We start from the raw sequence: 21,861 nt of genomic DNA, 5'->3' as shown, positions 1-21,861 counted from the left end.
AGGTGCTACGATACCCCGTTTTCGGGTTCCTCGCCGACGGCGACGAGGACGGTCCGGGTCTTGATACGCCCGCGTCGGTCGCGGCCGCCTTCTGCGGTGTAGCGGATGCCGTCGCGCAGGATGGAGGCGCCGGGAAGGGGCACGCGGCCGAGTTCGTACGACAGCAGGCCGGCGACGGTGTCCACATTGTCGACGACCTCCTCCGAGTACTCCAGCGTGTAGTCGAGGTGGTCGGCGAGGTAGTGCACGAGGTCGTCGAGAGGCAGGCGCGCTTGGACGCGGAAGACGCGCTCGTCGATTTCTTCGATGGGGGCTTCTTCATCCTCGTCGTATTCGTCGGTGATCTCGCCGACGATTTCTTCAAGCAGGTCTTCCATGGTGAGCAGGCCTGCGACGTTGCCGAACTCGTCGATAACCACCGCGATGTGGGTGTTCTGCTGCTGCATCGCGCGCAACAGCAGGTCGAGCGGCTTGGAGTCCGGGATGAACATCGGTTGGCGCATCAACTCGGTCAGTGGCGTGTTCGGGTCGACGGGCGCGCCGCGGTCGGTGAACATGTCTTTGAGGTAGGCGACGCCGATGATTTCGTCGACGTTTTCGCCGATGACGGGCACGCGCGAGTGGCCGGAGCGCACCATGAGTGCGGTGGCTTGGCGGGCGAGTTTTTCGCCTTCGATCCACACCATTTCGGGTCGCGGAACCATGACTTGGCGTGCGGTGGTGGAGGCGAGGTCGAAGATGTTTTGGATCATGCGGCCTTCGGTGGTTTCCACCACGCCTTTTTCTTGGGCAACTTCGACCATTTCGCGCAGTTCGATTTCGGTGGCGTATGGCCCGTTGCGGAAGTCTTCGCCTGGGTGGAACAGGTTGCCGATCCAGATGAGCAGTTTCGCCACTGGTCCGAGCACGGTGTGGAAGATGTGCAGGCCTTGGGCGGCTTTGAGCGAGATGGTGTACGGGTTACGTTTGCCGGCGGTGCGTGCGAACACGCCGATGATGGAAAATTGCAGCAGCGTGACGACGATTACCGCCACCGCAATCGCCCACGCATCTGACGCGATGACGTCCATGGCCAGCATCGCCGCTGAGACTGCCGCCATGACGTCTAAGACGGTGCGCAGCAGCACGAGGGTGTTGATGTGATTCGCGCGATTATCGACGACGCGCAGCAACGCATCTGCACCCGGCGTCTCATCCTTGACCATGCCTTCCACGCGGGCACGCGAGATGGGTGCCAGGGCGGATTCGACGGAGCCGAGCAGGCCGGAGAGCAGTAGCGCAACGACGGTGATCGTTGCGAAGGTGATGGTCAGTGTCACTCGGCGCCCTTCATCAGCTTGTCGAGCTCGTCGCGGTCAGCGGCGGACGGGAAGGCGTGTGGGCCGGTCGGCTTCGGCTGGTATGCCACCCCGCGACGGGCCAGGTCGTCGTACCAGTCGGCGAGGATCTCGTTTTGCAGCGCGAACATTTCACGCTCATCCTTCGGCTCGATGTGGTCGTAGCCGAGCAGGTGCAGCACGCCGTGGACGGTCAGCAGTGCCATTTCGTGGGCGAGGTCGTGGCCGGCCATCTCGGCCTGTTTGCGGTCGTAGGCCGGGCACAGGATGATGTCGCCGAGCATCGCAGGTCCCGGCATGTCGGCGTCGGGCCGTCCCCCACCCGGGGTGAGTTCGTCCATGGGGAAGCTCATCACGTCGGTGGGGCCGTCGAGGTCCATCCAGCGGACGTGGAGGTCGGCCATGGTGGCTTCGTCGACAAGCGTGATGGTTGCTTCGGTGTCGGGGTGGACGTCCATGGTGCGTAGGGCGTAGGAGGCGACGTCGATAAGCATTTGCTCGTTGACTTCCGCCTCGCCGGACTCGTTTAAGACTTCAATGCTCACTGCGCTGCCTCCGCTTCGCGCTCTGCTTCAATCTTCTGCTGCCGCTTTTCGTAGCGCAGCGCGTTCTGGGCATCGTGGTGGTCATAGGCGGCCACGATGCGGGAAATCAGGTGGTGGCGCACAACGTCGTCGGCGCGCATCTCCTGGAAGGAAATGTCGGGGATGTCGCTCAGGATGCGACGCGCCACGCGCAGGCCCGAAACGGTGCCGCGCGGCAGATCCACCTGAGAGGTGTCACCCGTGACCACCATCTTCGAACCAAACCCGAGGCGGGTGAGGAACATCTTCATCTGCGCCCCGGTGGTGTTCTGGGCCTCGTCGAGGATGACAAACGCGTCCGACAGGGTGCGCCCGCGCATGTAGGCCAGGGGCGCGACCTCGATGATGCCGGCTTCGATGAGTTTCGGGATGGCCTCTGGGTCCATCATGTCGCGCAGCGAGTCGTACAGCGGGCGCAGGTACGGGTCGATCTTGTCGGAAAGCGTACCGGGCAAAAAGCCGAGTTTCTCGCCGGCTTCCACGGCGGGGCGCGTCAGGATGATGCGTTTGACCTGCTTGTTCTGCAGCGCCTGCACCGCCTTCGCCACCGCAAGGTACGTCTTGCCGGAGCCGGCAGGCCCGATACCGAAGGTGATCGTGTTCTCGTCGATCGCATCCACATAGCGGCGCTGACCGGCAGTCTTCGGGCGGATAACCTTGCCGCGCCGCGCAATGATCTCCTCGCCGAGGATGTCCGCGACCGAGCCGGGGGCTTCCATCTCCATGAGTTTCACCGCCTCCACGACGGTGTCAGGGCGAAGCGGCACGCCGCGTCGCGCCATGGACTCCAGCTCCTCCACCACGCGCAGCGCGTGCGCCACGTGGGCGGCCGTGCCGCGCACCGACAAGGTGGTGCCGCGGGCGTGGAAACTCACGTCCAGATAGCGGTCCAGCAGTTGGAGGTTGTTGTCGTTGATGCCGAGAACGGATTGTGCGTACGCCGAGTCGAGTTCGACCTTGCGCGTCACCATTTCTTCCATGTGCGTTTACCCTACCAGCGGTTTGTCAGCGCGCCGATCGCGCTGAGCGCCGCGAACGCGGCCGTTGCGGTGCGCAGGACTTCGGGGCCGAGTTTCACGGCGTCCGCGCCGAGCAGTTCGAGTTCGTCTTGCCCGATGCCGCCTTCGGGGCCAACGATAAGCCAGACGTCCTCGCCGAAGGTGACCTCACGCAGCGGCACGGTGGCGTCCTCATGGAGTACAAGCGCGTGACCCTCGTTCCTCGGGTCACGGAGGAGATCGGACAACTGGTTCGTGGTCACCGGCTCGTGGATCTGCGGCACCCACGCGCGGCGCGCCTGCTTCGCGCTCGCCAGCGCTTGCGAGCGCCACTTCTCCACCTGCTTCGCCTGCTTGTTCGCCGGCCAGCGCGCAATGGTGCGGTGCGAAATCCACGGCACGATCGCATCCGCGCCGCCTTGGACAGCGAGGTCGACGGCAAGTTCCGCACGCTCGCTTTTCGGGATCGCCTGCACAACCGTCACGCGCGGCGTGGGACGCTCCACGAACTCATGCTTATCGACGACCCCCTCAACCCTTGAGGCATCCACCCGCGTGACGGTGACTTCGGCCTGGTTGCCGGCGCCGTCGAAAAGCATGATGCGCTCCCCCGGCTGGATGCGCTTAACGTGGGCGTGTTTGGCCTCGGGGCCTTCGATGATGCCGGAGGTGGGGTCGTCGCTAAGAAAATAGGGCAGGCTCATCGGCGGAAACGATCACGCATCCGGGAGAAGAAACCATCGCCGTGCTCGCCGCCCTCGGAGTGGACCTGAGGGTTTTCGGGGTGGCCGGCGCGCAGGTCTTCGAGCGCGGCGCGTTCCTCGTTGGACAGCGCGGTGGGCACGGTGACCTCGATGTGCGCGATCATGTCGCCGGCACCTTCGGCGCGCAGGCGCGGCATGCCCTCGCCGGAAAGCACGACGCGGTCGTCCGGCTGGGTGCCGGCGGGCACTTCGATGCGGGTCTCGTCGCCCGTGAGGTGTTCCACAGTGAGTTCGGTGCCCAGCGCCGCGTCATACATGGGCACAGTCAGGCGCAGGTGCAAGTCGTTGTTGTCGCGCACGAACACCGGGTGCGGCTCGACGTGCACCTCGACGTACAGGTCGCCGGCGGGACCGCCGCCGTGGCCGACCTCGCCCTGGTCCGCCATGCGGATGCGCATGCCGTTATTAATGCCGGCCGGGATGTTGACCACCAGGTCGCGGGAAGCACGCACGCGGCCGTCGCCGGCACACTGGGCGCACGGGTCGGTGATCACTTCGCCGAAGCCGTGGCACTTGGGGCACTCGCGGGTGGTCATCACATTGCCCAGGAAAGACTGCTGCATCTCCTGGACCGCGCCGTGGCCCTGGCACACGTCACAGGTGACCGGCTTAGCCCCTGACTTAGAGCCGGAGCCGTGGCACTTGTCGCACAGCACCGCCGTATCGACGGTGACGTCCTGCTTCACGCCCGTGAACGCCTCCGCGAGCGTGATCGAGGTGCGCAGGAGCGCGTCGTTGCCCGGCTGCACGCGCGAGCGCGGCTGGCGAGCACCACCACCGCCGCCGAAGAACGCCTCGAAGATATCGCCGAGGCCACCTCCGCCAAAACCGGCGCCGCCCATGCCGCCGCCGGCCTCCATCGGGTCGCCGCCACGGTCCACGATGGAACGCTTCTGCGGATCCAGCAGCACCTCTTGCGCTGCCGCGATCTCCGCGAACTTCTCGGCAGCTTCCTCGGACGGGTTCACGTCCGGGTGGTATTTGCGTGCGAGCTTGCGGTACGCCCGTTTAATTTCCTGCTCGGTGGCGTCCTTGTCCACGCCGAGGATGCCGTAGTAATCGCGAGCCATATCTTCCCTTCTATTCACCCCGCAGTGTGCGGCTGATGTAACGAGCCACGGTGGCAACCTTCTGCATGGTACCGGGGTAGTCCATGTGGGTTGGACCGACTACCCCGAGGCCGCCGAGTGCTGCATCGCCTGCCCCGTACGCTGTTGTAACAATTGAGGCGCTGGATAATTCCTCGTCTTCGTTTTCGCGGCCGATGCGCACGGAGACACGTTCGAGTTCTTGGGCGCCGGCGAGCAGTTTCAGTACGACAACTTGCTGCTCGAGGGCGTCGATGACGTCCTGGAGGCCGCCGGAGGGCACGAGCAGGTTTGAGGAGCCTGCGATGATGAGGCGGTCGGGGGCGGCGTCGACAAGTGTGGTGATGAGCACTTCGGCGGCGCGCGTGGTGGGTTCGGTCAGGTGCGGCGGGGCGCTGACCGCCACGCCGGCGAGTGAGGCGGAGGCGTCGCGCATGTTCTTGCCCACAAGTGCGTCGTTGAGGATGTCGCGAAGGATGCGCACGCCGTCGTCGCCAATTGGCGCGGCGAGATCAACGTTGCGTTGGTCGACGCGGCCGGCGTCGGTGATCAGCACGAGCAGCAGGCGCGTTGGTGTGAGTTCGACAACCTCACAGTGTTTCACGCGCGAGGCGGACAGGTTCGGCAGTTGCACCACGGCGGCTTGGTGGGTCAGTTGAGAGAGCAGTTGCACGGAGCGGCGTAGCACGTCTTCGAGGTCCACCCCGTCTTCGAGGAAGTCCAAAATCGCGTGGCGCTCGGCGGCGGACAGTGGCTTAACGTCGTGGAGCGCATCCACGAACTTGCGGTAGCCGGCCTCGGTGGGGATGCGCCCGGACGAGGCGTGCGTCTGCGAGATGTAGCCCTGCTGCTCAAGCACCGCCATGTCGTTGCGGATCGTGGCCGACGACACCCCCATGTTGTGCCGTTCCACCAGCGCTTTGGAGCCGACGGGTTCTTGGCTGGCGATGTAGTCCGCCACGATCGCCCGCAGCACCTTTTGGCGCCGCTCGTCTGCTGCGCTCATGATCGCCTCCTTACTCGGCTGCCAGGATATCGGTGATGATGCCGTCTGCAAGCAGTCTGCCGGTATCCGTCACGCGCAAGCGCTCTCCCCGCTCTAGAAGCCCCGCGCGCACATGCTTATCGACGACACCACGCGCCCGCTCCCCAACCCACTCGGCCGGAATCCCCTCACGCAGGCGAAGCCCCAGCATGATCGCCTCGGTGTGGGCCTCGTCGGGCGTGATGGTTTCGGTGTCCTGGATGGGCAGGGTGTCGTCGTGAAGCAGTTGTGCGTAGCGCTCGGGGCGCTTGACGTTGAAGAAGCGCTTCCCGTCGACGAAGCTGTGCGCGCCGGGGCCTGCGCCCCACCAATTCTGGTTGTGCCAGTAGATGAGGTTGTGGCGACACTCGCCGCCGGGTTTGGCCCAGTTGGAGACCTCGTACCAGTCGTATCCGTTGCCCTCCAGCGTTGCGGCGATGATCTCGTAGCGGTCCGCGTAGACGTCCTCTTGCGGTGCGGGCAGTTCGCCGCGGCGGATCTTGCGCGCCATGGCGGTGCCGTCTTCCACGATCAGTGAATAGGCGCTGACGTGGTCGACGCCGGTTGCAAGGATGGCATCCAGGGTGCGGCGCACATCGTCGTCGGTTTCGGTGGGCGTGCCGTAGATCATGTCCAGGTTCACGTGCTCGAAGCCTGCGGAAAGGGCCTCGCGTGCGGCGGCGACGGCGCGGCCCGGGGTGTGCTGGCGGTCTAGGACTTTCAACACCGGCGTGGAGGCGGACTGCATGCCGAGCGAGACGCGGGTAAAGCCGGCATCGCGCAGGCCCGCGAAGTAGTCGGGGCTAGTGGATTCCGGGTTGGACTCGGTGGTGATTTCCGCGCCTGCCGCAATACCGAACGTGTTGCGGATGGCGTCCAGGATGCGGCCCAGCCCGTCCGCGCCGAGCAGGGACGGGGTGCCGCCGCCGATGAACACGGTCTGGGCTTGAGGCAGCCCCCGGGCAGCCGCGAGTTCGAGTTCACGCTCGAGGGCGTCGAGGTACTGCGCGTGCGAGGAATCCACCTCGGTGGGCGTATACGTGTTGAAGTCGCAGTAGCCACAGCGCGTCGCACAAAACGGCACGTGGATGTACACGCCGAAGGAATCCATCACGGAACCCCCACCTAAGCCCCGCGCAGAGAACGCTTCGCCGCCACCTTCGCCACAATGCGGTCGATGCGGGCGCGCTCCTCCAAAAACTCCGGCGGGTTGGATCCGCGCATCGTGCGCACGAACGCCGGGTGGTCCAGGCAGACGGTTTCAATCCAGCCGATCACGGCTTCTTCGACGATCTCGCCGACGCGTGCGTACAGGTGCGGCAGCGAGACCACACCGAGTTCGCGGGCAACCATGTCAGTTTGCTCGAGCGTGAACGAGACGATCTCCTCCAAGTGCTGCACCACCAGTTCGGTGCGGCCGACGAGTGCGTCGTGCATCGTCTGCACCGAAAATGGTGCTTGCAGCGGGAAGAGGTCTTTGAGGCCGGCGGCGTCGAGAAGTTCAGGCTGCGGGATGCGCTCCTCCGGGCGCACCCCCACCGACAAGTAGCCGGCGGCGCGGCCAGACGTTAAAGCTTGGCGCAGGCCGATTAACTCGGCGACGATGCGGCGGGCGTCCTGGCGGGCGTCGTCGACAATCTCCTCGAACTCTGCCAGGCAATCTTCAGTGAGCTCACCGTCATAGTCCGCAATCGACTCGGCGACGTGCTCGATGTACTCCGCAACCTCGTCGCCGATGTTGTAAATCTCCTGGGTAAGTTCACGGTGACGCAGCACGGCTGCAGTTTTGTGCACGGCGTGAACCCCCTTAAAACGGACTGTGGAAGTGACAAAGTGGGATGCTATGTCACAGCGTGAGCCGATGAGGTTAGGCGCGCCGTTAACGCTGATACAGCTTGTCGATGTCCTCCTGGAAACGCTGGAACACCACATTGCGCTTCACCTTCATCGTCGGCGTCATCTCGTCGTGCTGCTCCGACAAGTCGCGGTCGAGGATGCGGAACTTCTTAATCGCCTCCGCACGCGAGACGGTCGCGTTTGCCATGTTCACCGCGTCTTGCACCTCGGCGCGCAACGCCGGGTCCTGCGCCAGATCCGACACCTTCTTGTTCGCCGGAATGTTGTGGTTCGCCTTCCAACGCTTCAGTTCCTCCTCGTCGAGGGTGACCAAAACGCCGACGAACGGTTTGCCGTCGCCGACCACCAACGCGTTAGAGATCAGCGGGTCCTGGCGGATAATCTCCTCCATCGGTCCCGGGGAGATGTTCTTGCCGCCGGCGGTGACGATGAGGTCCTTCTTGCGGCCGGTGATGGACACGAAGCCGTCTTCGTCGACCTCGCCAAGATCGCCGGTGTTGAACCAGCCGTCCGTGAGCGCTTCCTCGGTCGCGGCCGGGTTGCGCCAGTACTTGGAGAACACGCCGGGGCCTTTAAATTCGATCTCGCCGTCGTCGTTAATCCGCACCGAATAGCCGTTGACAGGGCGCCCGACGGTGCCGATCTTGTTGCTGTGCGCGTTGTTCACACACGCCGCAGCGCACGTTTCGGTCAGCCCGTAGCCTTCGTAGATCGGCACGCCCATGCCGCGGAAGAAGTGCGACAGGTCCGCGCTCATCGCCGACCCGCCGGTGATGCCGTACCAGACGGAACCACCCATGGCCTCCTTGATCTTGGCGTAGACCAGTTTGTCGTAGAGCTTCACCTTCGCCTTTTGCACGCGCGACGGGCCGTCCGGCGTATCCAGCGCCTTGGAGTACTCAATCGCGGCCTTTTCGGCCTCCAAGAAGACACGTTTGCCAATCGCGGAGCCATCCGCGGCCTTGTTGTAGGCACCCTCACGCACCTTTTCAAACACGCGCGGCACGCCGATGACCAGGTTGGGGCGTGCGCGCTGCAGCTCCACGGTCAACGTCGAAGTATCCGACCAGTGCGACTGGGTAGCGCCCGAAATCGTCCACGCCAGCGCCACCGCGCGCGCAAGCACGTGCGCCAGCGGCAAAAACGTCACCATGCGCTGGCCAGGGAAGGACACGGAGCCGATTTCGTTTTCCAGCAGCGCCCACGCCTGGTACGCCCAGTTACCGTGGGTGATCTCCACACCTTTGGGGCGGCCGGTGGTGCCGGAGGTATACACGATGGAGCCCAGATCGGGGTGGCGGGTGGCGGCAACGCGGTCGTCGATAAGCGACTGCTCCACCTCGCGGCCCTCAAACTTGATCTGCTCCACGGCGGCCGAGTTGAACTCGTAGATGCGCTGCAACTGCGAGGTCGAGTCGGCCATGCGCGGGGTGCCGTCCTCGCCGAGGAGGAACGGGCTCATAAGCATGGTGTGGTCGCGCGTTTCCGTGAACGCGATTTTCGCGCCGGAGTCCTCGAGGATCCACTGGATTTGGTGCATCGAGGACGACGGGTAGATTGGCACGGATGCGGCGCCGGCGGCCCAGATGGCGAAGTCGAGCAGCGCCCACTCGTAGCGCGTGCTGGACAGGATGGCCACGCGGTCGCCGGGCTCGATACCTGCGGCAATCAGCCCCTTGGCCACGTCGTAGACTTCTTGCAGGAACTCCCCTGCCGTGACCGAGATCCATTCGTAGTTGCGGGGCCGCGAGAACAGCACGAGGTGCGGGTGCTTCTCGCACATTTCGATGAGTCGGCTCAGGCACGTCTCCGTGTCGTTGAGGGTGAATCCAAGTTCCGTCGTGTGAGAAGTCGATGGCATGGTGCCCAACATTACCGACGTTTTGGCAGAATGCGGAAGCGTGACCAACGTGGAACTGCTGCACGCCCTTGCCGAGTCCTATGGCTTTGGCACCTCCTATCGCGCGACTGACGGCCGGATGGTGTCGCCGCCGCCGGAGTCGTTTGTGGCGTTGTTGCGGGCGTTGGGACTCTCGCTTGACGACGACCCCACCGACGAGGAACTCCACTTCCACCTCGATGCCCGGCGCGAACACTGGGCGACGCGCCCCTTGCCGCCGACGGTGGTGGCCACCGAGGGACACGAGAAGCACTTCAACGTGCACGTGCACGACGGGCATCCGGCGCACTGTTGGATCCGGATGGAGGATGGTTCCTCGCGGGATTGTTACCAGGATGAGAATTGGGCGCCGCCGTTTACGGCTTCAGATGGTGTGGTGTGGGGTGAGGCGACGTTCCATACGCCCGGGGATCTGCCGCCGGGCTGGCACGAGCTGCACTTGGAGTCGGACAATTTTGATGCGGTGTGCACGTTGCTCGTGGTGCCCGATTGCTTGTCGACGAACTCCCGAGTCGTCCAACACCCTGTCTGGGGTGTGATGGCGCAGTTGTATTCGGTGCGCTCTGCGTCCTCGTGGGGGTTGGGCGATTTTGGGGACCTGGCGTTGTTGGCGGAGACGGTTGCCGCGCAGGGGGCCGATTATCTGCTGATCAACCCGGTGCACGCCGCCCAGCCGGTGCCGCCGGTGGAGGATTCGCCATATTTGCCCACCTCGCGTCGGTTTATTAACCCGCTCTACATCGCGGTGGAGCAGGTGCCGGAGTTCGAGCTGGTGGATAGTGATTTGCGTGCGGCGATCGCCGAGTTGGCCGCGCCGCTGAAGGACCTGAACACTTCGCCAGCGCCACTGGATCGCAACCGTGTGTTCGCCGCGAAGTTGGCGGCGCTGCGCGAGCTGTTCTGGGCCTCGCAGGCCGATGCCGCGCGCACCCACGACTTTGAGCTGTTCTGTCTGGACGAGGGCGAGGGCCTGCGCGAGTTTGCCACCTGGTGCGCCGCGCAAGCCGCCGAGTCGGAGCATCACTCGGATCATCACTCGCGGCACGCCGGCGGCGACATCGAGGACCTCGTGCAGTTCTACATGTGGCTACAGTTCATCGCCGACGAGCAACTGCGCCTCGCCCAGGAGCGCGCGACAGCGGCCGGGATGTCGATCGGCATCATGACGGACCTTGCGGTGGGCATCCACCCTGGCGGCGCGGACGCGGCGACACTGCGCGAGGTGTTGGTGTCCGATGCGTCGGTGGGAGCTCCCCCGGACCAGTACTCGCAAAAAGGCCAAGACTGGTCGCAGCCGCCGTGGAACCCGCAGCAACTCGCCGAGTCCGGCTACGGGCCGTGGCGCGACCTGCTGCGCACAGCGCTGCGCCACAGTGGCGGCATCCGCGTCGACCACGTGCTCGGACTGTTCCGCCTGTTTTGGGTGCCACGCGCTGGCACACCCGCTGGCGGGGTGTACATGAACTACGACTTTGAGGCCATGGTGGGCACCCTCGTGTTGGAGGCGCAGCGCGCCGGGGCAGTCGTCGTCGGCGAGGACTTAGGCACGTTCGAGCCGTGGGTGCAGGACTTCCTTCGCGACAAGGGCATTTTGGGCACCTCGGTGCTGTGGTTCGAATCCATCCCGCCGGGCGTGCCGCGCCCCTCGCAGCAGTACCGCCACCTGGCGCTTACGGCTGTGGGCACGCACGACCTGCCGCCCACCGCTGGCTACCTCAAGGGTGCACACAACGAATTGCGCCATGAGCTCGGGCTTGTCGACGACCCCGTGGAGCACCTCAACGCCACCGACCGCACCTGGATCGACCAGGTGCTGTCACTCGCGAAGGAGGAAGGTGCGCTGACCTGCGCCGGGGACACTGACGCACTGATCACGGGACTGACGCGCTTCGTCGCCTCCACCCCATCGGCGATGACGTGTACGAACCTGGTGGACATGGTTGGCGACGAGCGCATTCAAAACCAGCCCGGCACCAACGGCGAGCAGTACACCAACTGGCGCATGCCACTTTGCGACGCCACCGGCACCCCCGTGCTCATCGAACACCTACCGGAGATGGAGTTGTTTAAGGCGGTGGCGGAGGCGTCGATACGCAACTAAAGCGCGCCGATCACCGCAGCAACAATGACAAGAGCGATGAGCACCCACATTGCTTGGGTCACCCGCGACTGCGGGTACTTACGCTGCGGCTTGGGCAGCTGTTGATCCTGCTTGCGCAGCTCTTCAGGGTTGGCCATGGTGCCCAAGCCTAGACCGAGCCGGTCGACGACCCAAAGCAGCACATAGGACACCGCCGCGCACGCCGGCAGCGCCAGCACCACAATCAGCGGCACCTGCAACCACGGGCTCAACCCCATTAACCAGCTCATTTAGACCGCTTTCAACGCCATCATCACGATCGGGCTCACCGCGGCAACAACCACCAAAATGCCGATAATGATCCCGATAACTTGCGACGCCGACGGGCCCGACGGCGCCTGCTCCACCGCCTTCTGCCTTGGTGCCACCGTCGGCACACTCGTCGGCGTCGCGGCACCAGACTCAAACGTCGCCTGCGCAGGCGTCCTTCGCGGCACCAAGGTCGGCGTCAACGTGATCGTGCCACCCGGCGGGTTGGTGATCGTCGTGGAGTAGCGCAGCGAATACTGGTACTCCAAAAAGTCGTCGACCTGCTCCTCCCCGTACACCGGGCCACTGTCGAGCGAACTGGCGCGCTGGAACCCAATCAACTGATGGTTATCCTCGCCCGCGACATAGTTCGCGCCCGAGATCACCCCCACCAGGCCGCGGCCCGGGATGTACACCGGCCCACCGGAGTCACCTGGCACCGGCATCTGCGGCGCGTCGAAGTACGTGGTGTTTTCAACCGTGCCGACGAACTTGCCGCACGTCGAGGCATCCGAGCGCCCGTGGGTGGAATAGCCGCGGAAGCAGATCGTGTCGGTGCTGCTGATCTTTTCCACCGGCACAACCGTCCCGCCATACGGGTTGCCGCCAACACGAACGTCTTCGAACCAGTAGATCACCGCCCAGTCGTTGGCGGACGTCTTCGGCGAATACGCCCGCGCGGGGAAGATCAACCCTGCGGGCTCGTCGATTTGTTTGCCGGCGCTATCTGCAAGGTAGACCAGCGCGCCCTGGGGGAAGTACTGCTCGTTTTGCACCACGCAGTGGGCGGCGGTGTAACTGCGACGGTGCTCGACGTCGTTGAAGCCAAGCGTGCAGGCGGTGAGGCGGTCCGAGCCTAAATTATCGACGAAAATCCGCCCACCCTGCGCCGCATTCAACGCAGGCGAAGCAGGCGCGACTGCAGGAACCACCGACGCCGCAAGCGTCGTGGCAACCACCGCAGCCGCGCACCAATGCTTCACACTTCCGCGGGACATGCCGCCAGCGTAGCGCAGGCCGTTAACCGGCTATGCCGATACGTCGGAGCCCGCCAGGCCGCGACGCTCCAGCAACGGACGCGTGTCCTTGTCGCGGCCACGGAACGCACGGTAGGCCTCGGCGTAGTCGCGCGAGGACCCCTTGGACAGGATGGTCTCGCGGAACTTCGCGCCGGTGTCGCGGTTGATGCCTTCCTGTTCGACCAACTGGTAGCCGTCGGCATCAAGTGCTTCTGCCCACAGGTAGGAGTAGTAGCCCGCCGAGTAGCCGCCGGCGAAGATGTGGTTGAACCAGGTGGAGCGGTAGCGCGGCTCGAGCCCGTCGATGTCCAGACCGACCTCGCGCAGGGCTTCTTCCTCGAAGGTTTGGATGTCGGACGGGGTGTCCTCGGTGATCGAGTGCCACGCCAGGTCGATCGCGCTGGCCGCGAGGTACTCGGCGGTGAGGAAGCCCTGGCCGAACTGACGCGAGGCCTTCAGTGCGGCGAGTTGCTCGTCGGAAATGACCTCGCCGGTGTCCACGTGGCGCGCGTAGTTGCGGGCGATCTCCGGGGCAAACGCGTAGTTTTCGTTGATTTGGGAGGGGAACTCCACCCAGTCGCGCGGCACGTTGGTGCCGGAGTTCGACGGGTAGCGCACGTCCGACAGCAGGCCGTGCAGCGCGTGGCCGAACTCGTGGAACAGGGTGGTCACTTCGTCGATAGTGAGCAGGTTTGAGGTGATCGACATGACGTTGACCACCACCGGCTTCGTGCCCGCCAGGTGCGACTGGTCCACAAAGGAGCTCATCCAGGCGCCGCCGCGTTTCGACGAACGCGCGTTGTAGTCCGTCAGCAACAACCCAATGCCAGTGCCGTCTTCTTCCTTCACCTCCCAGACGTCCACGTCGTCGCGGTAACCGTTGAGGTCCTCGCACTTTTCCACCGTGATGCCGTAGAGGAGGTTGGCGGCGTAGAACACGCCGTCGGTGAGCACCTGCTCGAGCGGGAAGTACTTGCGGATCTCCGCCTCGTCGATGCCCAGTTCCTGCTCGCGACGCTTCGCCTGCCAGTAGGGCCAGTCCGCGCCGTCGAGGTCTTCACCGGCGAGTTCGGAGGCGAGCTTGCGCTCCGCCTCGGCGTTCGCAGCGGCGGCAGGCGCCAGGTCCGCGATCAGTTGGCGGGCGGCGGCCGCGTTGCCTGCGGTCTCCTCGGCGATGACGTAGTCGGCGTGCGAATCGAAGCCGAGCAGCTTCGCGCGCTCGAGGCGCAGCTTCACCGACTCGGCGACGATGTCGGCGTTGGTGTCGCGGCCGCGGGCGCGGGAGGCGTCGAAAAGCTTGTGGCGCGCGCCCGAGTTTTCGAGTTCGGCCTGCAGGGACTGGGTGGTCGGCAGTTCGATCGGCACGACGAAGCGCTCGCCGTCCTGGTAGGCCTCGATCTGTGCCTCGGACAGGCCGTCGAGTTCTTCGCGGGTCAGTTCCACGGCGAGTTTCTTCGTATCCGCCAGCAGGTTGCGGCCGAAGAGTTCGGACAGTTCGGACAGGCGCTGGTTGATCTCCTGCAGGCGCGTCTTGCCGGCCGCGTCCAAATCGGCGCCGCGGCGTGCGAACCGGCGCTTGAGTTCGTCGTGAAGCCGCTGCGATTCCTCATCCTCCGGCGCCGTGACCTGCTTGATGCGGGAGTAGAGCTCGCTATTTTGGTAGATAGAGTCCACGTGCGCGGACAACTTGGGCACGATCCGGTCGGCGACGGCGTCGAACTCGTCGGTGGAATCGGTGCCCTGCAGGTTGAAGAACCACGCCATGACACGGTCCAGGTCCGCACCGGCGAGCTCGAAGGCCTCGACGGTGTTCTCCCAGGTTGGGGTGTCTTGGGTGGTGATGTCCGCGATTTCCTGCGCGTGGTTGACCAACGCCTGTTCAAAGGCGGGTTCCACGTGCTCAAGCCGGATTGCGGCGAAGTCCGGCAGGTTGTAGGGCAACGTCGATGGCGCAAGCAAAGGATTTGTCATGCGCGACAGTCTAATAGCTCAAATTGCCCTTGAATGTGACATTGCCAACAGTGAACTCTGCATCCCACAGGTTGCCCTGCGCGACCTCGAAGGGGAACTTCGCGTTCGTGGTGGCACCCGGGCCGAGCGGCATATCGATGCCGACGACATCCACCTGGGCCTTCTCCGCATTGGAGATATACGTGGCGTCGGTGTAAGAGGAGCCGTCGGTGCTGTAGCGCAGTTCCGGCTTCAGGGCGTCGACAGGCAGTGGCGCGTCGGACGTGTTGGTCACCGCGATAACGACCACGGTGCCCACGCCTGTCGACGACGTCCCCTGCCACTTGTACGACAACTCCATCGCCGGATCCTTGACGGACTTGCCGGTGAGCTCGTCGGTGACCTTCGGGTCGGTTTCCTCAACGTTGAAGGTGGGCTTGTCGTTGACCTTCGATTCGACGGATTCTTCGAGGTTCTGGCTGGTTTCGTCGCCAATCGGGTCTTCTTGTTGGTCCACGCAAGCTGCCAGCGGCATGGTCGTGGCCAGGATGACGGCGGCAAGCCGGGTGCTCGTGCGGATGGACATGTGCGCCTCGTTTTCTGTCGCGTAACTAGTGCTTCGCTGCACACAATACCGCGCAGGTACCCTGTGGAAATTATGCAGTCTTTGATGCGCGTCGTTCGCAGTGCTTCCGCGTTGTGGCCGTTTTATATCGCGGTTGTGGTGGTGTCGTCGATAGTCGCGGGGCTTGGGCTTATCTCCCCGTTCCTCATTCGGGAGGCAACCGACACGATCATTGCGGCGCTTGGCGACGAGCCCGTGCCCGACGCAACCCGCACCGTCGTCTGGCTCGCCATCGCGCTGTTTGTCGCAGAGGCGTCCGCTTCCATGCTGCACAACGTGTCCGGATACCTGGGCGATGTGATGGTGGCGCGCATCCGCCAGATTCTGTCTACGCGCTACTTTGCCAAGTTGCTCGCACTACCGCAGCGTTACTACGACAACCAGGTCACCGGCACGATCATCGCGCGGCTGGACCGCTCGATTGCGAACGTCACGCAGTTCATCCAATCCTTTACCAATAATTTCCTGCCGATGCTGCTGCAGGTCGTGGCCATTTTAGGCATCACGGCCTACTACTACTGGCCGCTGACGGTGCTGCTGGCGCTGCTGTTCCCGCTGTATACGTGGCTGACGGCGTTGACGTCGAAACGCTGGCAGGTTTTCGAGCAGGAAAAGAACGCCAATATCGACGAGGGCAACGGGCGTTTCGCCGAGGTCGTTGGCCAGGTGAAGGTGACCAAGTCCTACGGTGCCGAGGTGCGCGAGTTAGAAAAGTTCGGCCGCCACTACACCAACACCGTGGACATCACGCGCCCGCAGTCGCGCTGGTGGCACTCCATGGACACCGCGCGTGGCGTGGCGATGAACCTGATCTTTTTGGGGATTTACCTGATCCTGTTCACGCGCACGCTCGATGGGCATTTCACGGTTGGTGAGATGGTCATGCTCATCCAGATGGTGACCATGGCGCGCCAGCCGGTGACCATGATGAGCTGGATCGTCGATTCCGCGCAGCGCGCCATCGCCGGCTCGCGCGACTACTTCAAGGTGATGGACGAGCCGGTCGAGCCGACTGCGAACCGCCAGCTGGTGGCCGCGACGGAAGCCTCCGGCATGCCGGCGCTCGACGCAACGCAGCAGACACCGCTGAGGGTGCGCGAACCGGTCGTCGCATTCGACAACGTCACCTTTGAGTACATGCCGGGTGAGCCGGTGCTGCACGATGTGACGTTTACCGCCCGTGAGGGCGAGAAGATCGCGCTGGTTGGCGAGTCCGGCGGCGGCAAGTCCACGATTGTGAACCTGCTGCTTGGCCTCTACCCCATCACGCGTGGCCGCCTTGAGGTGTGCGGCGAGGAGATCTCGCACCTGGACGTGGAGAAGCTGCGCGCCACCACGGGTGTGGTGTTCCAGGAGGCTGCGCTGTTTTCCGGCTCGGTGTTTGAAAACATCGCCTACGGCAAGCCGGACGCGACGATGGAAGAGGTCGTTGCCGTGGCCAAGCGTGCGAACGCGCACGACTTCATCATGAAGTTCACCGATGGTTATGACACGATCATCGGCGAGCGCGGCCTGCGCCTATCCGGTGGTCAGCGCCAGCGTGTGGCGGTGGCGCGCGCGATGCTCAAGGACGCCCCGCTGTTGATCCTCGACGAGGCCACCTCCGCCCTGGACACCAAAGCCGAGCGCGCCGTCCAAGCCGGCTTGGATGAGCTCATGCGCAACCGCACCACCATCATGATCGCGCACCGCTTATCGACGATCGCCGGCGTGGACACCATCATCACCCTGCGCGACGGACGTATCGACGAGATCGGCTCGCCGGCAGATCTGGCTGTCTCTGGCGGTATTTATTCAGAGCTGTTGCGCCTGACGGCATCCTCTTCTGCTGCAGATAGGAAGCGGTTGAAGGCATTTGGCTTCGCCGCCGACGGGGGCGATGACGACGAGTACGACGAAGATGAAGACGAGGGCGCAACGGACTAAACCGAAATCACGTTCAAAAGTTCTTCAAGACCTCTAAAGTCCTGCGGATTCCTCGTATACAAATCAAGCCCTTCCGCCACAGCAGTGCTTGCGATCAAGAGATCAAACGCACGCCCTCGTGGCTTTCGCCCGGCACGGATCACTGCCCCATATACAAGGGCATAGGCTTGTGCTGCACGATCGTCGAACGGAATACACTCAACTAGTTCAGCGATTGCACGGGCCTGATTTGATCGGCGGGCACGCTCCAAAGGATCCTGCGCTGCAACAGGGCCGACAGCCAGCTCAGCGAAAGCGATAGACGAGATTGTCCACTGCTCTGGCAGTAGATTTGGATCTATTTCATCGAGATCGAAGAGCACTGATGTATCCAACAAGCCTCTGCTAGTCACGCGGATCAATTCGTTGGTCTACATACTCGTCAATATCGGCCCGGAACTTTTCAAAATCGACTTTCGGAAGCCGCTTGACCGTTGCTAACAAGTCTTCTTTTCGAGCGAATCGTGGCTTTCGTAATGGTCGCAATTCACCCACCGGTTGCGAGTTGCTCGTAATCACAAATGTCTCCCCCTCATCGAGCGCTCGCATGATACGCCCGCTTTCATTGCGCAGCTCTCGCTGGCTGATTGTCTCCGTCATGTACTGACCGTAGCACCACGCGCTACGGCATAAAAGGGTCCGCAAAGGAAAAATCTCACTACCGTAGGGCGCATGCAATTTCCCAGCCTTGAAAACCTGCAAGCCCGCGGCACGCGTAAGTGGACACAGTTCGACGCTGACGTGCTGCCGTTATTCATCGCGGAAAGCGACTTCCCCACCGCCCCGGCGGTAAAGGATGCGATTGCGGATGCGGTGGAGCGCGAGATGTTCGGCTACACCCCGGCGCCACATGCGCACCATTTGGGTGAAGCGGTAGCTGGGTTCTACGAGCACCGCTACGGCTGGCGCCCGGATGCAGCAAAGATCTTCCCGGTTGCGGACGTGGTGCGCGGCGTGATGCTGGCGATCAAGTACTTCACCGAGGGCGATGTGATCGTGCCGGTGCCGGCGTACTTCCCGTTCCTGGAAGTTGCCCAGGTTGCGGGCCGCAAGCGTGTGGATGTCTCCAGCGCAGGCGGGCTCGAACTGGATGAGGTGGACGCGGCGTTTGCCAACGGTGCCGGTAGCATCATCGTGACCAACCCGTTCAACCCGGGCGGCTACATCTTTACCGCTGATGAGTTGGATGCCGTCTGCGAGGTCGCCCGCAAGCATGGCGCGCGCGTGATTGTCGACGAAATCCACGCGCCCTTAGTCTTCGACGGCGCCCACGTCTGCGCCGCAGAGAACAACCCGGACGTGTGCATCACGGTGACGGCAACGTCGAAGGCATGGAACGTAGCGGGCTTAAAGTGCGCGCAAATGATCTTTACCAACGACGAGGACGTCCGTACGTGGAATGCGTTGTCGGGGGTAGCCAAGGACGGCGTAGGTACCCTCGGCATTGTTGCCGCGGAAGCCTGTTACACGCACGGCCGCGAGTTCCTCGACGAGGAGATTGAGCAGCTGCGGGCGAACCGGGATTGGCTCGTCGAAAACCTGCCAAAGGCGGTGCCGGGTATTGCGATGGAGGTCCCGCAGGCGACCTATTTGATGTTCCTGGATTTTAGAAACACCAAGCTTGTGGACGAAAAGCCGGCGGCGTGGCTTCGTCGTCACGCAAAAGTTGCGATGAATGAGGGCATGGACTTCGGCCCCGGCGGGGAGCATCGCGCGAGGATGAACTTTGCTACTTCCCCGGAGATTCTCCAGGAGGCGGTCCGGCGGATCGGGGACGCGATCGACGCGCTCTAACATCCCACCTACTGGAACTTAGTTCCCATCTGGCGGGCGTGTGGTTTATGCTAAGACAACTGCACACTAGCTAGAGAGGTTCTCCCAATGGGTTCCACAGCGATTTCGCAGGCAGATGGCCAGTCAACGAATGGGCGCTCCACCAGCGCAATCATCGTGACGGCGCTTGCCCTGTTCTCAATGTTCTTTGGTGCGGGAAACCTCATCTTCCCGCCGATGCTGGCCGTCCAGGCCGGTGACAACTTCTGGCCGGCACTCATCGGCTTCCTGGTCACCGCATCGCTGCTGCCGGTGCTCGCCGTCATCGCGATTGCCCTGTCCGGCTCGAACCTGCGCGACCTCGCACAGCGCGCCGGCACCGCCTTCGGCGTGGTCTTCCCGGTCCTGGCATACCTTTCCATCGGCGCGTTCTACGCACTGCCACGTACCGGTGCCGTGTCGTTTGAAACCGCGATCACTCCGCTGTTCGGCTTTGACTCGCTGGTTGCCTCGGGCATCTTCAACGTCGTGTTCTTCGGCATCGCCCTGGCGCTGTCTTGGAACCCGACCACCATCATGGAGAAGCTGGGCAAGTTCCTCACCCCGGCGCTGCTCGTCCTGCTGATCGTCATGATCTCCGTGTCCGCATTCCGCTGGAGCGCCGAGCCGGCCACCCCGCAGGAGCCGTACGACAACGGCCCGCTGACCTCCGGCCTGCTCGAGGGCTACCTGACCATGGACTCCATTGCCGCACTGGCGTTTTCCATCGTGGTGATTTCCACCCTGCGTGGCCGCGGCTTCAAGGAAGGCGCCCCGCTGGTCAGCGGCACCATCTATGCAGGTGTTGGCGCCGGTGCCATGCTTGCGCTGGTGTACGTCGGTCTTGGCGTCATTGGCCGTGTCATGCCGGGCGCATCCAACTTTGACAACGGCGCAGGCTTGCTCGCTGAAGCCTCCAACCTGACCATGGGTGGTGCTGGACAGGCAGTGTTCTCCGCCATCGTGCTGCTCGCCTGCCTGACCACTGCTGTCGGCCTGATCACCGCAACCGCCGAGTACTTCTCGGAGCAGTTCCCGGGTTCCTACCACGTGTGGGCTGTCATCTTCGCTGTCGCTTCCATGATCATGGCAACCCAGGGCCTGGACTTCGTTATGGCGATCGCTGCTCCGGTGATCGGCTTCCTGTACCCGCCGGCGATTACCCTGATTGCCCTGACGCTCATCGAGCCGGCATTCCGCGCACGTACTCGCTTCAGCTGGGCGTTCTTCCTGCCACTGTGGGTCGCCGTGGTGTGGTCCGCTATCGAGACCTTCATCTCCCTCGAGTGGGCCGCCGACGCACTGCGCCCAATCGTGCAGTGGGCACCGCTGGCCGCCGAGGGCCTCGGCTGGGTGGTCCCGGTTGTCGTGGCGTTCATCATCGGTTTGATCGTCGACTTTGCTAAACCGAAGCCAGCGATGATCCCCGGCACTATGGAGTCCGTCGAGGGTGAGGACCTCTCCGCGGAGGGCGACGCGAAGCCGGTGCTGCAGTCGTAGTCGCACCTGGCTCTCCTGCGAGGCCCCACTGTTCGCAAAACGCGTACGGTGGGGCCTTATGCGTACGCCACTTTCTCTGATCGATTTTTGCACCCGCTACCCCGACGAGTCCGTCGGCGAGGCGATGAAGCGCTCCGTTACTTTCGCGCAAAAGGCGGAAGGGTTGGGCTACGACCGGATTTGGTACGCGGAGCACCACAACATGTCGAGCATTGTGTCGTCGTCACCCGCAGTGCTCATTAGCCACATCGGCGCGAAGACCGAGCGCATCCGCCTCGGTTCGGGCGGTGTGATGCTGCCAAACCACTCCCCGTACGTGATTGCGGAGCAGTTCGGCATGCTCGAGGAGCTCTATCCCGGCCGCATCGACCTTGGCTTGGGCCGCGCGCCCGGTACTGATCAGCAGACGTTGGGCCGTGCTTTGCGACGAGACCCTGCCGCCGCCGAACGCTTCCCCGAAGACGTTCTCGAGCTGCAGGCGTGGCTGTCCAACGAGTCCCCACTGCCAGGCGTGACCGCGATGCCCGGGTTTAACACGAACGTACCGCTGATCATTCTGGGTTCGTCCATGTTCGGCGCATCCCTGGCCGCAAAGTTGGGCCTGCCGTACGCGTTCGCCTCCCACTTCGCGCCGCAACACTTGGAGCAGGCCACCACCTACTACAAGGAGAATTACCAGCCGTCGGAGCGCTACCCGGAGCCGTACTGCATCGCCGCGGTCAACGTCACGGCTGCCGATTCCGAGCAGGAGGCCGTGGAGGAAACCCGTATCGTGCACCGCAACCGGGTTCGCGCGTTCATGGGGCGGCGCGGAACGATGCTTTCGGACGACCAACTTGACGCCGTGGTCAATTCCCACCAGGGCCGCCAGATCACGGACATGCTGCGCTACACGGCGAAGGGCACCGGCGAGCAGGTTGCGGAATACCTCGAGGCCTTCCAAAAACTGGCCAATGCGGACGAGTTGATGATTTCGCTGCAGTCCGGCAGCCACGATGCAACCCTGCGCAACATGGAAATTCTTGCCGGTTCCTGGGGAAAGTAAAATT

The 21,861-nt window shown here is 63.6% G+C and carries 20 protein-coding genes; 5 read left to right on the top strand and 15 right to left on the bottom strand.

Annotation, left to right across the window (positions count from 1 at the left end; all coding sequences use genetic code 11):
- Positions 1-5: 5 nt before the first annotated feature.
- The 9 genes from HMPREF3048_RS10385 to HMPREF3048_RS10345 form a co-directional block, all read right to left on the bottom strand.
- A complete protein-coding gene (locus tag HMPREF3048_RS10385) occupies positions 6-1,319 on the bottom strand; it encodes a hemolysin family protein (RefSeq protein ID WP_070453566.1) in 1,314 nt (437 codons plus the stop codon).
- Complete coding sequence (gene ybeY / locus HMPREF3048_RS10380) at positions 1,316-1,882, bottom strand: rRNA maturation RNase YbeY (protein ID WP_070453569.1); 567 nt, start codon at positions 1,880-1,882, stop codon at positions 1,316-1,318. Before ybeY ends, HMPREF3048_RS10385 begins: the two co-directional genes overlap by 4 nt.
- Positions 1,879-2,901, bottom strand: a complete 1,023-nt coding sequence (locus HMPREF3048_RS10375; RefSeq protein ID WP_070421347.1) for a PhoH family protein — start codon at positions 2,899-2,901, stop codon at positions 1,879-1,881. Before HMPREF3048_RS10375 ends, ybeY begins: the two co-directional genes overlap by 4 nt.
- Positions 2,902-2,912: 11 nt before the next feature.
- The gene (locus HMPREF3048_RS10370; RefSeq protein ID WP_070772118.1) at positions 2,913-3,623 is read right to left on the bottom strand and encodes a 16S rRNA (uracil(1498)-N(3))-methyltransferase; all 711 of its coding nucleotides are present in this window, start codon (positions 3,621-3,623) and stop codon (positions 2,913-2,915) included.
- The gene (gene dnaJ, locus HMPREF3048_RS10365; protein WP_070772117.1) at positions 3,620-4,753 is read right to left on the bottom strand and encodes a molecular chaperone DnaJ; all 1,134 of its coding nucleotides are present in this window, start codon (positions 4,751-4,753) and stop codon (positions 3,620-3,622) included. Before dnaJ ends, HMPREF3048_RS10370 begins: the two co-directional genes overlap by 4 nt.
- Positions 4,754-4,763: 10 nt before the next feature.
- Positions 4,764-5,780 (bottom strand): heat-inducible transcriptional repressor HrcA, encoded by a 1,017-nt coding sequence (hrcA, locus tag HMPREF3048_RS10360; protein WP_070421398.1) that lies wholly within the window; start codon positions 5,778-5,780, stop codon positions 4,764-4,766.
- 7 nt (positions 5,781-5,787) lie between these two features.
- Positions 5,788-6,906: a radical SAM family heme chaperone HemW gene (gene hemW, locus HMPREF3048_RS10355; protein ID WP_168167354.1), complete on the bottom strand. Its 1,119-nt coding sequence runs from the start codon at positions 6,904-6,906 to the stop codon at positions 5,788-5,790.
- A gap of 14 nt (positions 6,907-6,920) precedes the next feature.
- Positions 6,921-7,589, bottom strand: coding sequence for a hypothetical protein (locus HMPREF3048_RS10350; protein WP_070772113.1), 669 nt, complete (start codon positions 7,587-7,589; stop codon positions 6,921-6,923).
- A gap of 85 nt (positions 7,590-7,674) precedes the next feature.
- On the bottom strand, positions 7,675-9,513 hold the full coding sequence (locus HMPREF3048_RS10345; RefSeq protein ID WP_083316869.1) for an AMP-dependent synthetase/ligase: 1,839 nt from the start codon (positions 9,511-9,513) through the stop codon (positions 7,675-7,677).
- Here HMPREF3048_RS10345 and malQ point away from each other — a divergent pair.
- On the top strand, positions 9,512-11,653 hold the full coding sequence (gene malQ, locus HMPREF3048_RS10340; RefSeq protein ID WP_371326170.1) for a 4-alpha-glucanotransferase: 2,142 nt from the start codon (positions 9,512-9,514) through the stop codon (positions 11,651-11,653). The genes HMPREF3048_RS10345 and malQ overlap by 2 nt on opposite strands.
- Here malQ and HMPREF3048_RS10335 read toward each other — a convergent pair.
- From HMPREF3048_RS10335 to HMPREF3048_RS10320, 4 genes are read right to left on the bottom strand one after another with little or no spacing between them, the layout of a single operon-like run.
- Positions 11,650-11,922, bottom strand: coding sequence for a hypothetical protein (locus HMPREF3048_RS10335; protein ID WP_070772110.1), 273 nt, complete (start codon positions 11,920-11,922; stop codon positions 11,650-11,652). The genes malQ and HMPREF3048_RS10335 overlap by 4 nt on opposite strands.
- Positions 11,923-12,939 (bottom strand): trypsin-like serine protease, encoded by a 1,017-nt coding sequence (locus HMPREF3048_RS10330; protein ID WP_070772107.1) that lies wholly within the window; start codon positions 12,937-12,939, stop codon positions 11,923-11,925.
- 30 nt (positions 12,940-12,969) lie between these two features.
- Complete coding sequence (locus tag HMPREF3048_RS10325) at positions 12,970-14,931, bottom strand: M3 family metallopeptidase (RefSeq protein WP_070772105.1); 1,962 nt, start codon at positions 14,929-14,931, stop codon at positions 12,970-12,972.
- 10 nt (positions 14,932-14,941) lie between these two features.
- Complete coding sequence (locus tag HMPREF3048_RS10320) at positions 14,942-15,496, bottom strand: hypothetical protein (RefSeq protein WP_070484906.1); 555 nt, start codon at positions 15,494-15,496, stop codon at positions 14,942-14,944.
- A 72-nt stretch (positions 15,497-15,568) separates the two neighbouring features.
- Between HMPREF3048_RS10320 and HMPREF3048_RS10315 the strand changes: the two genes are divergently transcribed.
- Complete coding sequence (locus HMPREF3048_RS10315) at positions 15,569-17,461, top strand: ABC transporter ATP-binding protein (RefSeq protein WP_070772103.1); 1,893 nt, start codon at positions 15,569-15,571, stop codon at positions 17,459-17,461.
- On the opposite strand, the gene HMPREF3048_RS11880 is transcribed toward HMPREF3048_RS10315, so the two are convergent.
- Complete coding sequence (locus HMPREF3048_RS11880; RefSeq protein ID WP_336621406.1) at positions 17,458-17,853, bottom strand: type II toxin-antitoxin system VapC family toxin; 396 nt, start codon at positions 17,851-17,853, stop codon at positions 17,458-17,460. The two genes, HMPREF3048_RS10315 and HMPREF3048_RS11880, sit on opposite strands and share 4 nt — an antisense overlap.
- Entirely contained in the window at positions 17,846-18,100 is a 255-nt protein-coding gene (locus tag HMPREF3048_RS10310; protein WP_070772102.1) for a type II toxin-antitoxin system Phd/YefM family antitoxin, read from the bottom strand. The genes HMPREF3048_RS11880 and HMPREF3048_RS10310 overlap by 8 nt, the downstream gene beginning before the upstream one ends.
- Before the next feature lie 72 nt (positions 18,101-18,172).
- On the opposite strand from HMPREF3048_RS10310, the gene HMPREF3048_RS10305 reads away from it, so the two are divergent.
- The 3 genes from HMPREF3048_RS10305 to HMPREF3048_RS10295 all read left to right on the top strand — a co-directional run bounded on the left by HMPREF3048_RS10305 (position 18,173) and on the right by HMPREF3048_RS10295 (position 21,857).
- The gene (locus HMPREF3048_RS10305) at positions 18,173-19,294 is read left to right on the top strand and encodes a MalY/PatB family protein (RefSeq protein WP_070772100.1); all 1,122 of its coding nucleotides are present in this window, start codon (positions 18,173-18,175) and stop codon (positions 19,292-19,294) included.
- Positions 19,295-19,381: 87 nt separating this feature from the next.
- Positions 19,382-20,812, top strand: coding sequence for a branched-chain amino acid transport system II carrier protein (brnQ, locus tag HMPREF3048_RS10300; RefSeq protein ID WP_070772099.1), 1,431 nt, complete (start codon positions 19,382-19,384; stop codon positions 20,810-20,812).
- A 58-nt stretch (positions 20,813-20,870) separates the two neighbouring features.
- Positions 20,871-21,857 carry an LLM class flavin-dependent oxidoreductase gene (locus HMPREF3048_RS10295; protein ID WP_070772096.1) on the top strand — a complete coding sequence of 329 codons (987 nt, stop codon included), beginning with the start codon at positions 20,871-20,873 and terminating at the stop codon, positions 21,855-21,857.
- Positions 21,858-21,861: the final 4 nt, after the last annotated feature.

Source organism: Corynebacterium sp. HMSC075D04, assembly GCF_001815635.1.
In the GTDB taxonomy this organism is placed as follows: domain Bacteria; phylum Actinomycetota; class Actinomycetes; order Mycobacteriales; family Mycobacteriaceae; genus Corynebacterium; species Corynebacterium coyleae.
This window is presented reverse-complemented; position numbering and strand designations above follow the sequence as displayed.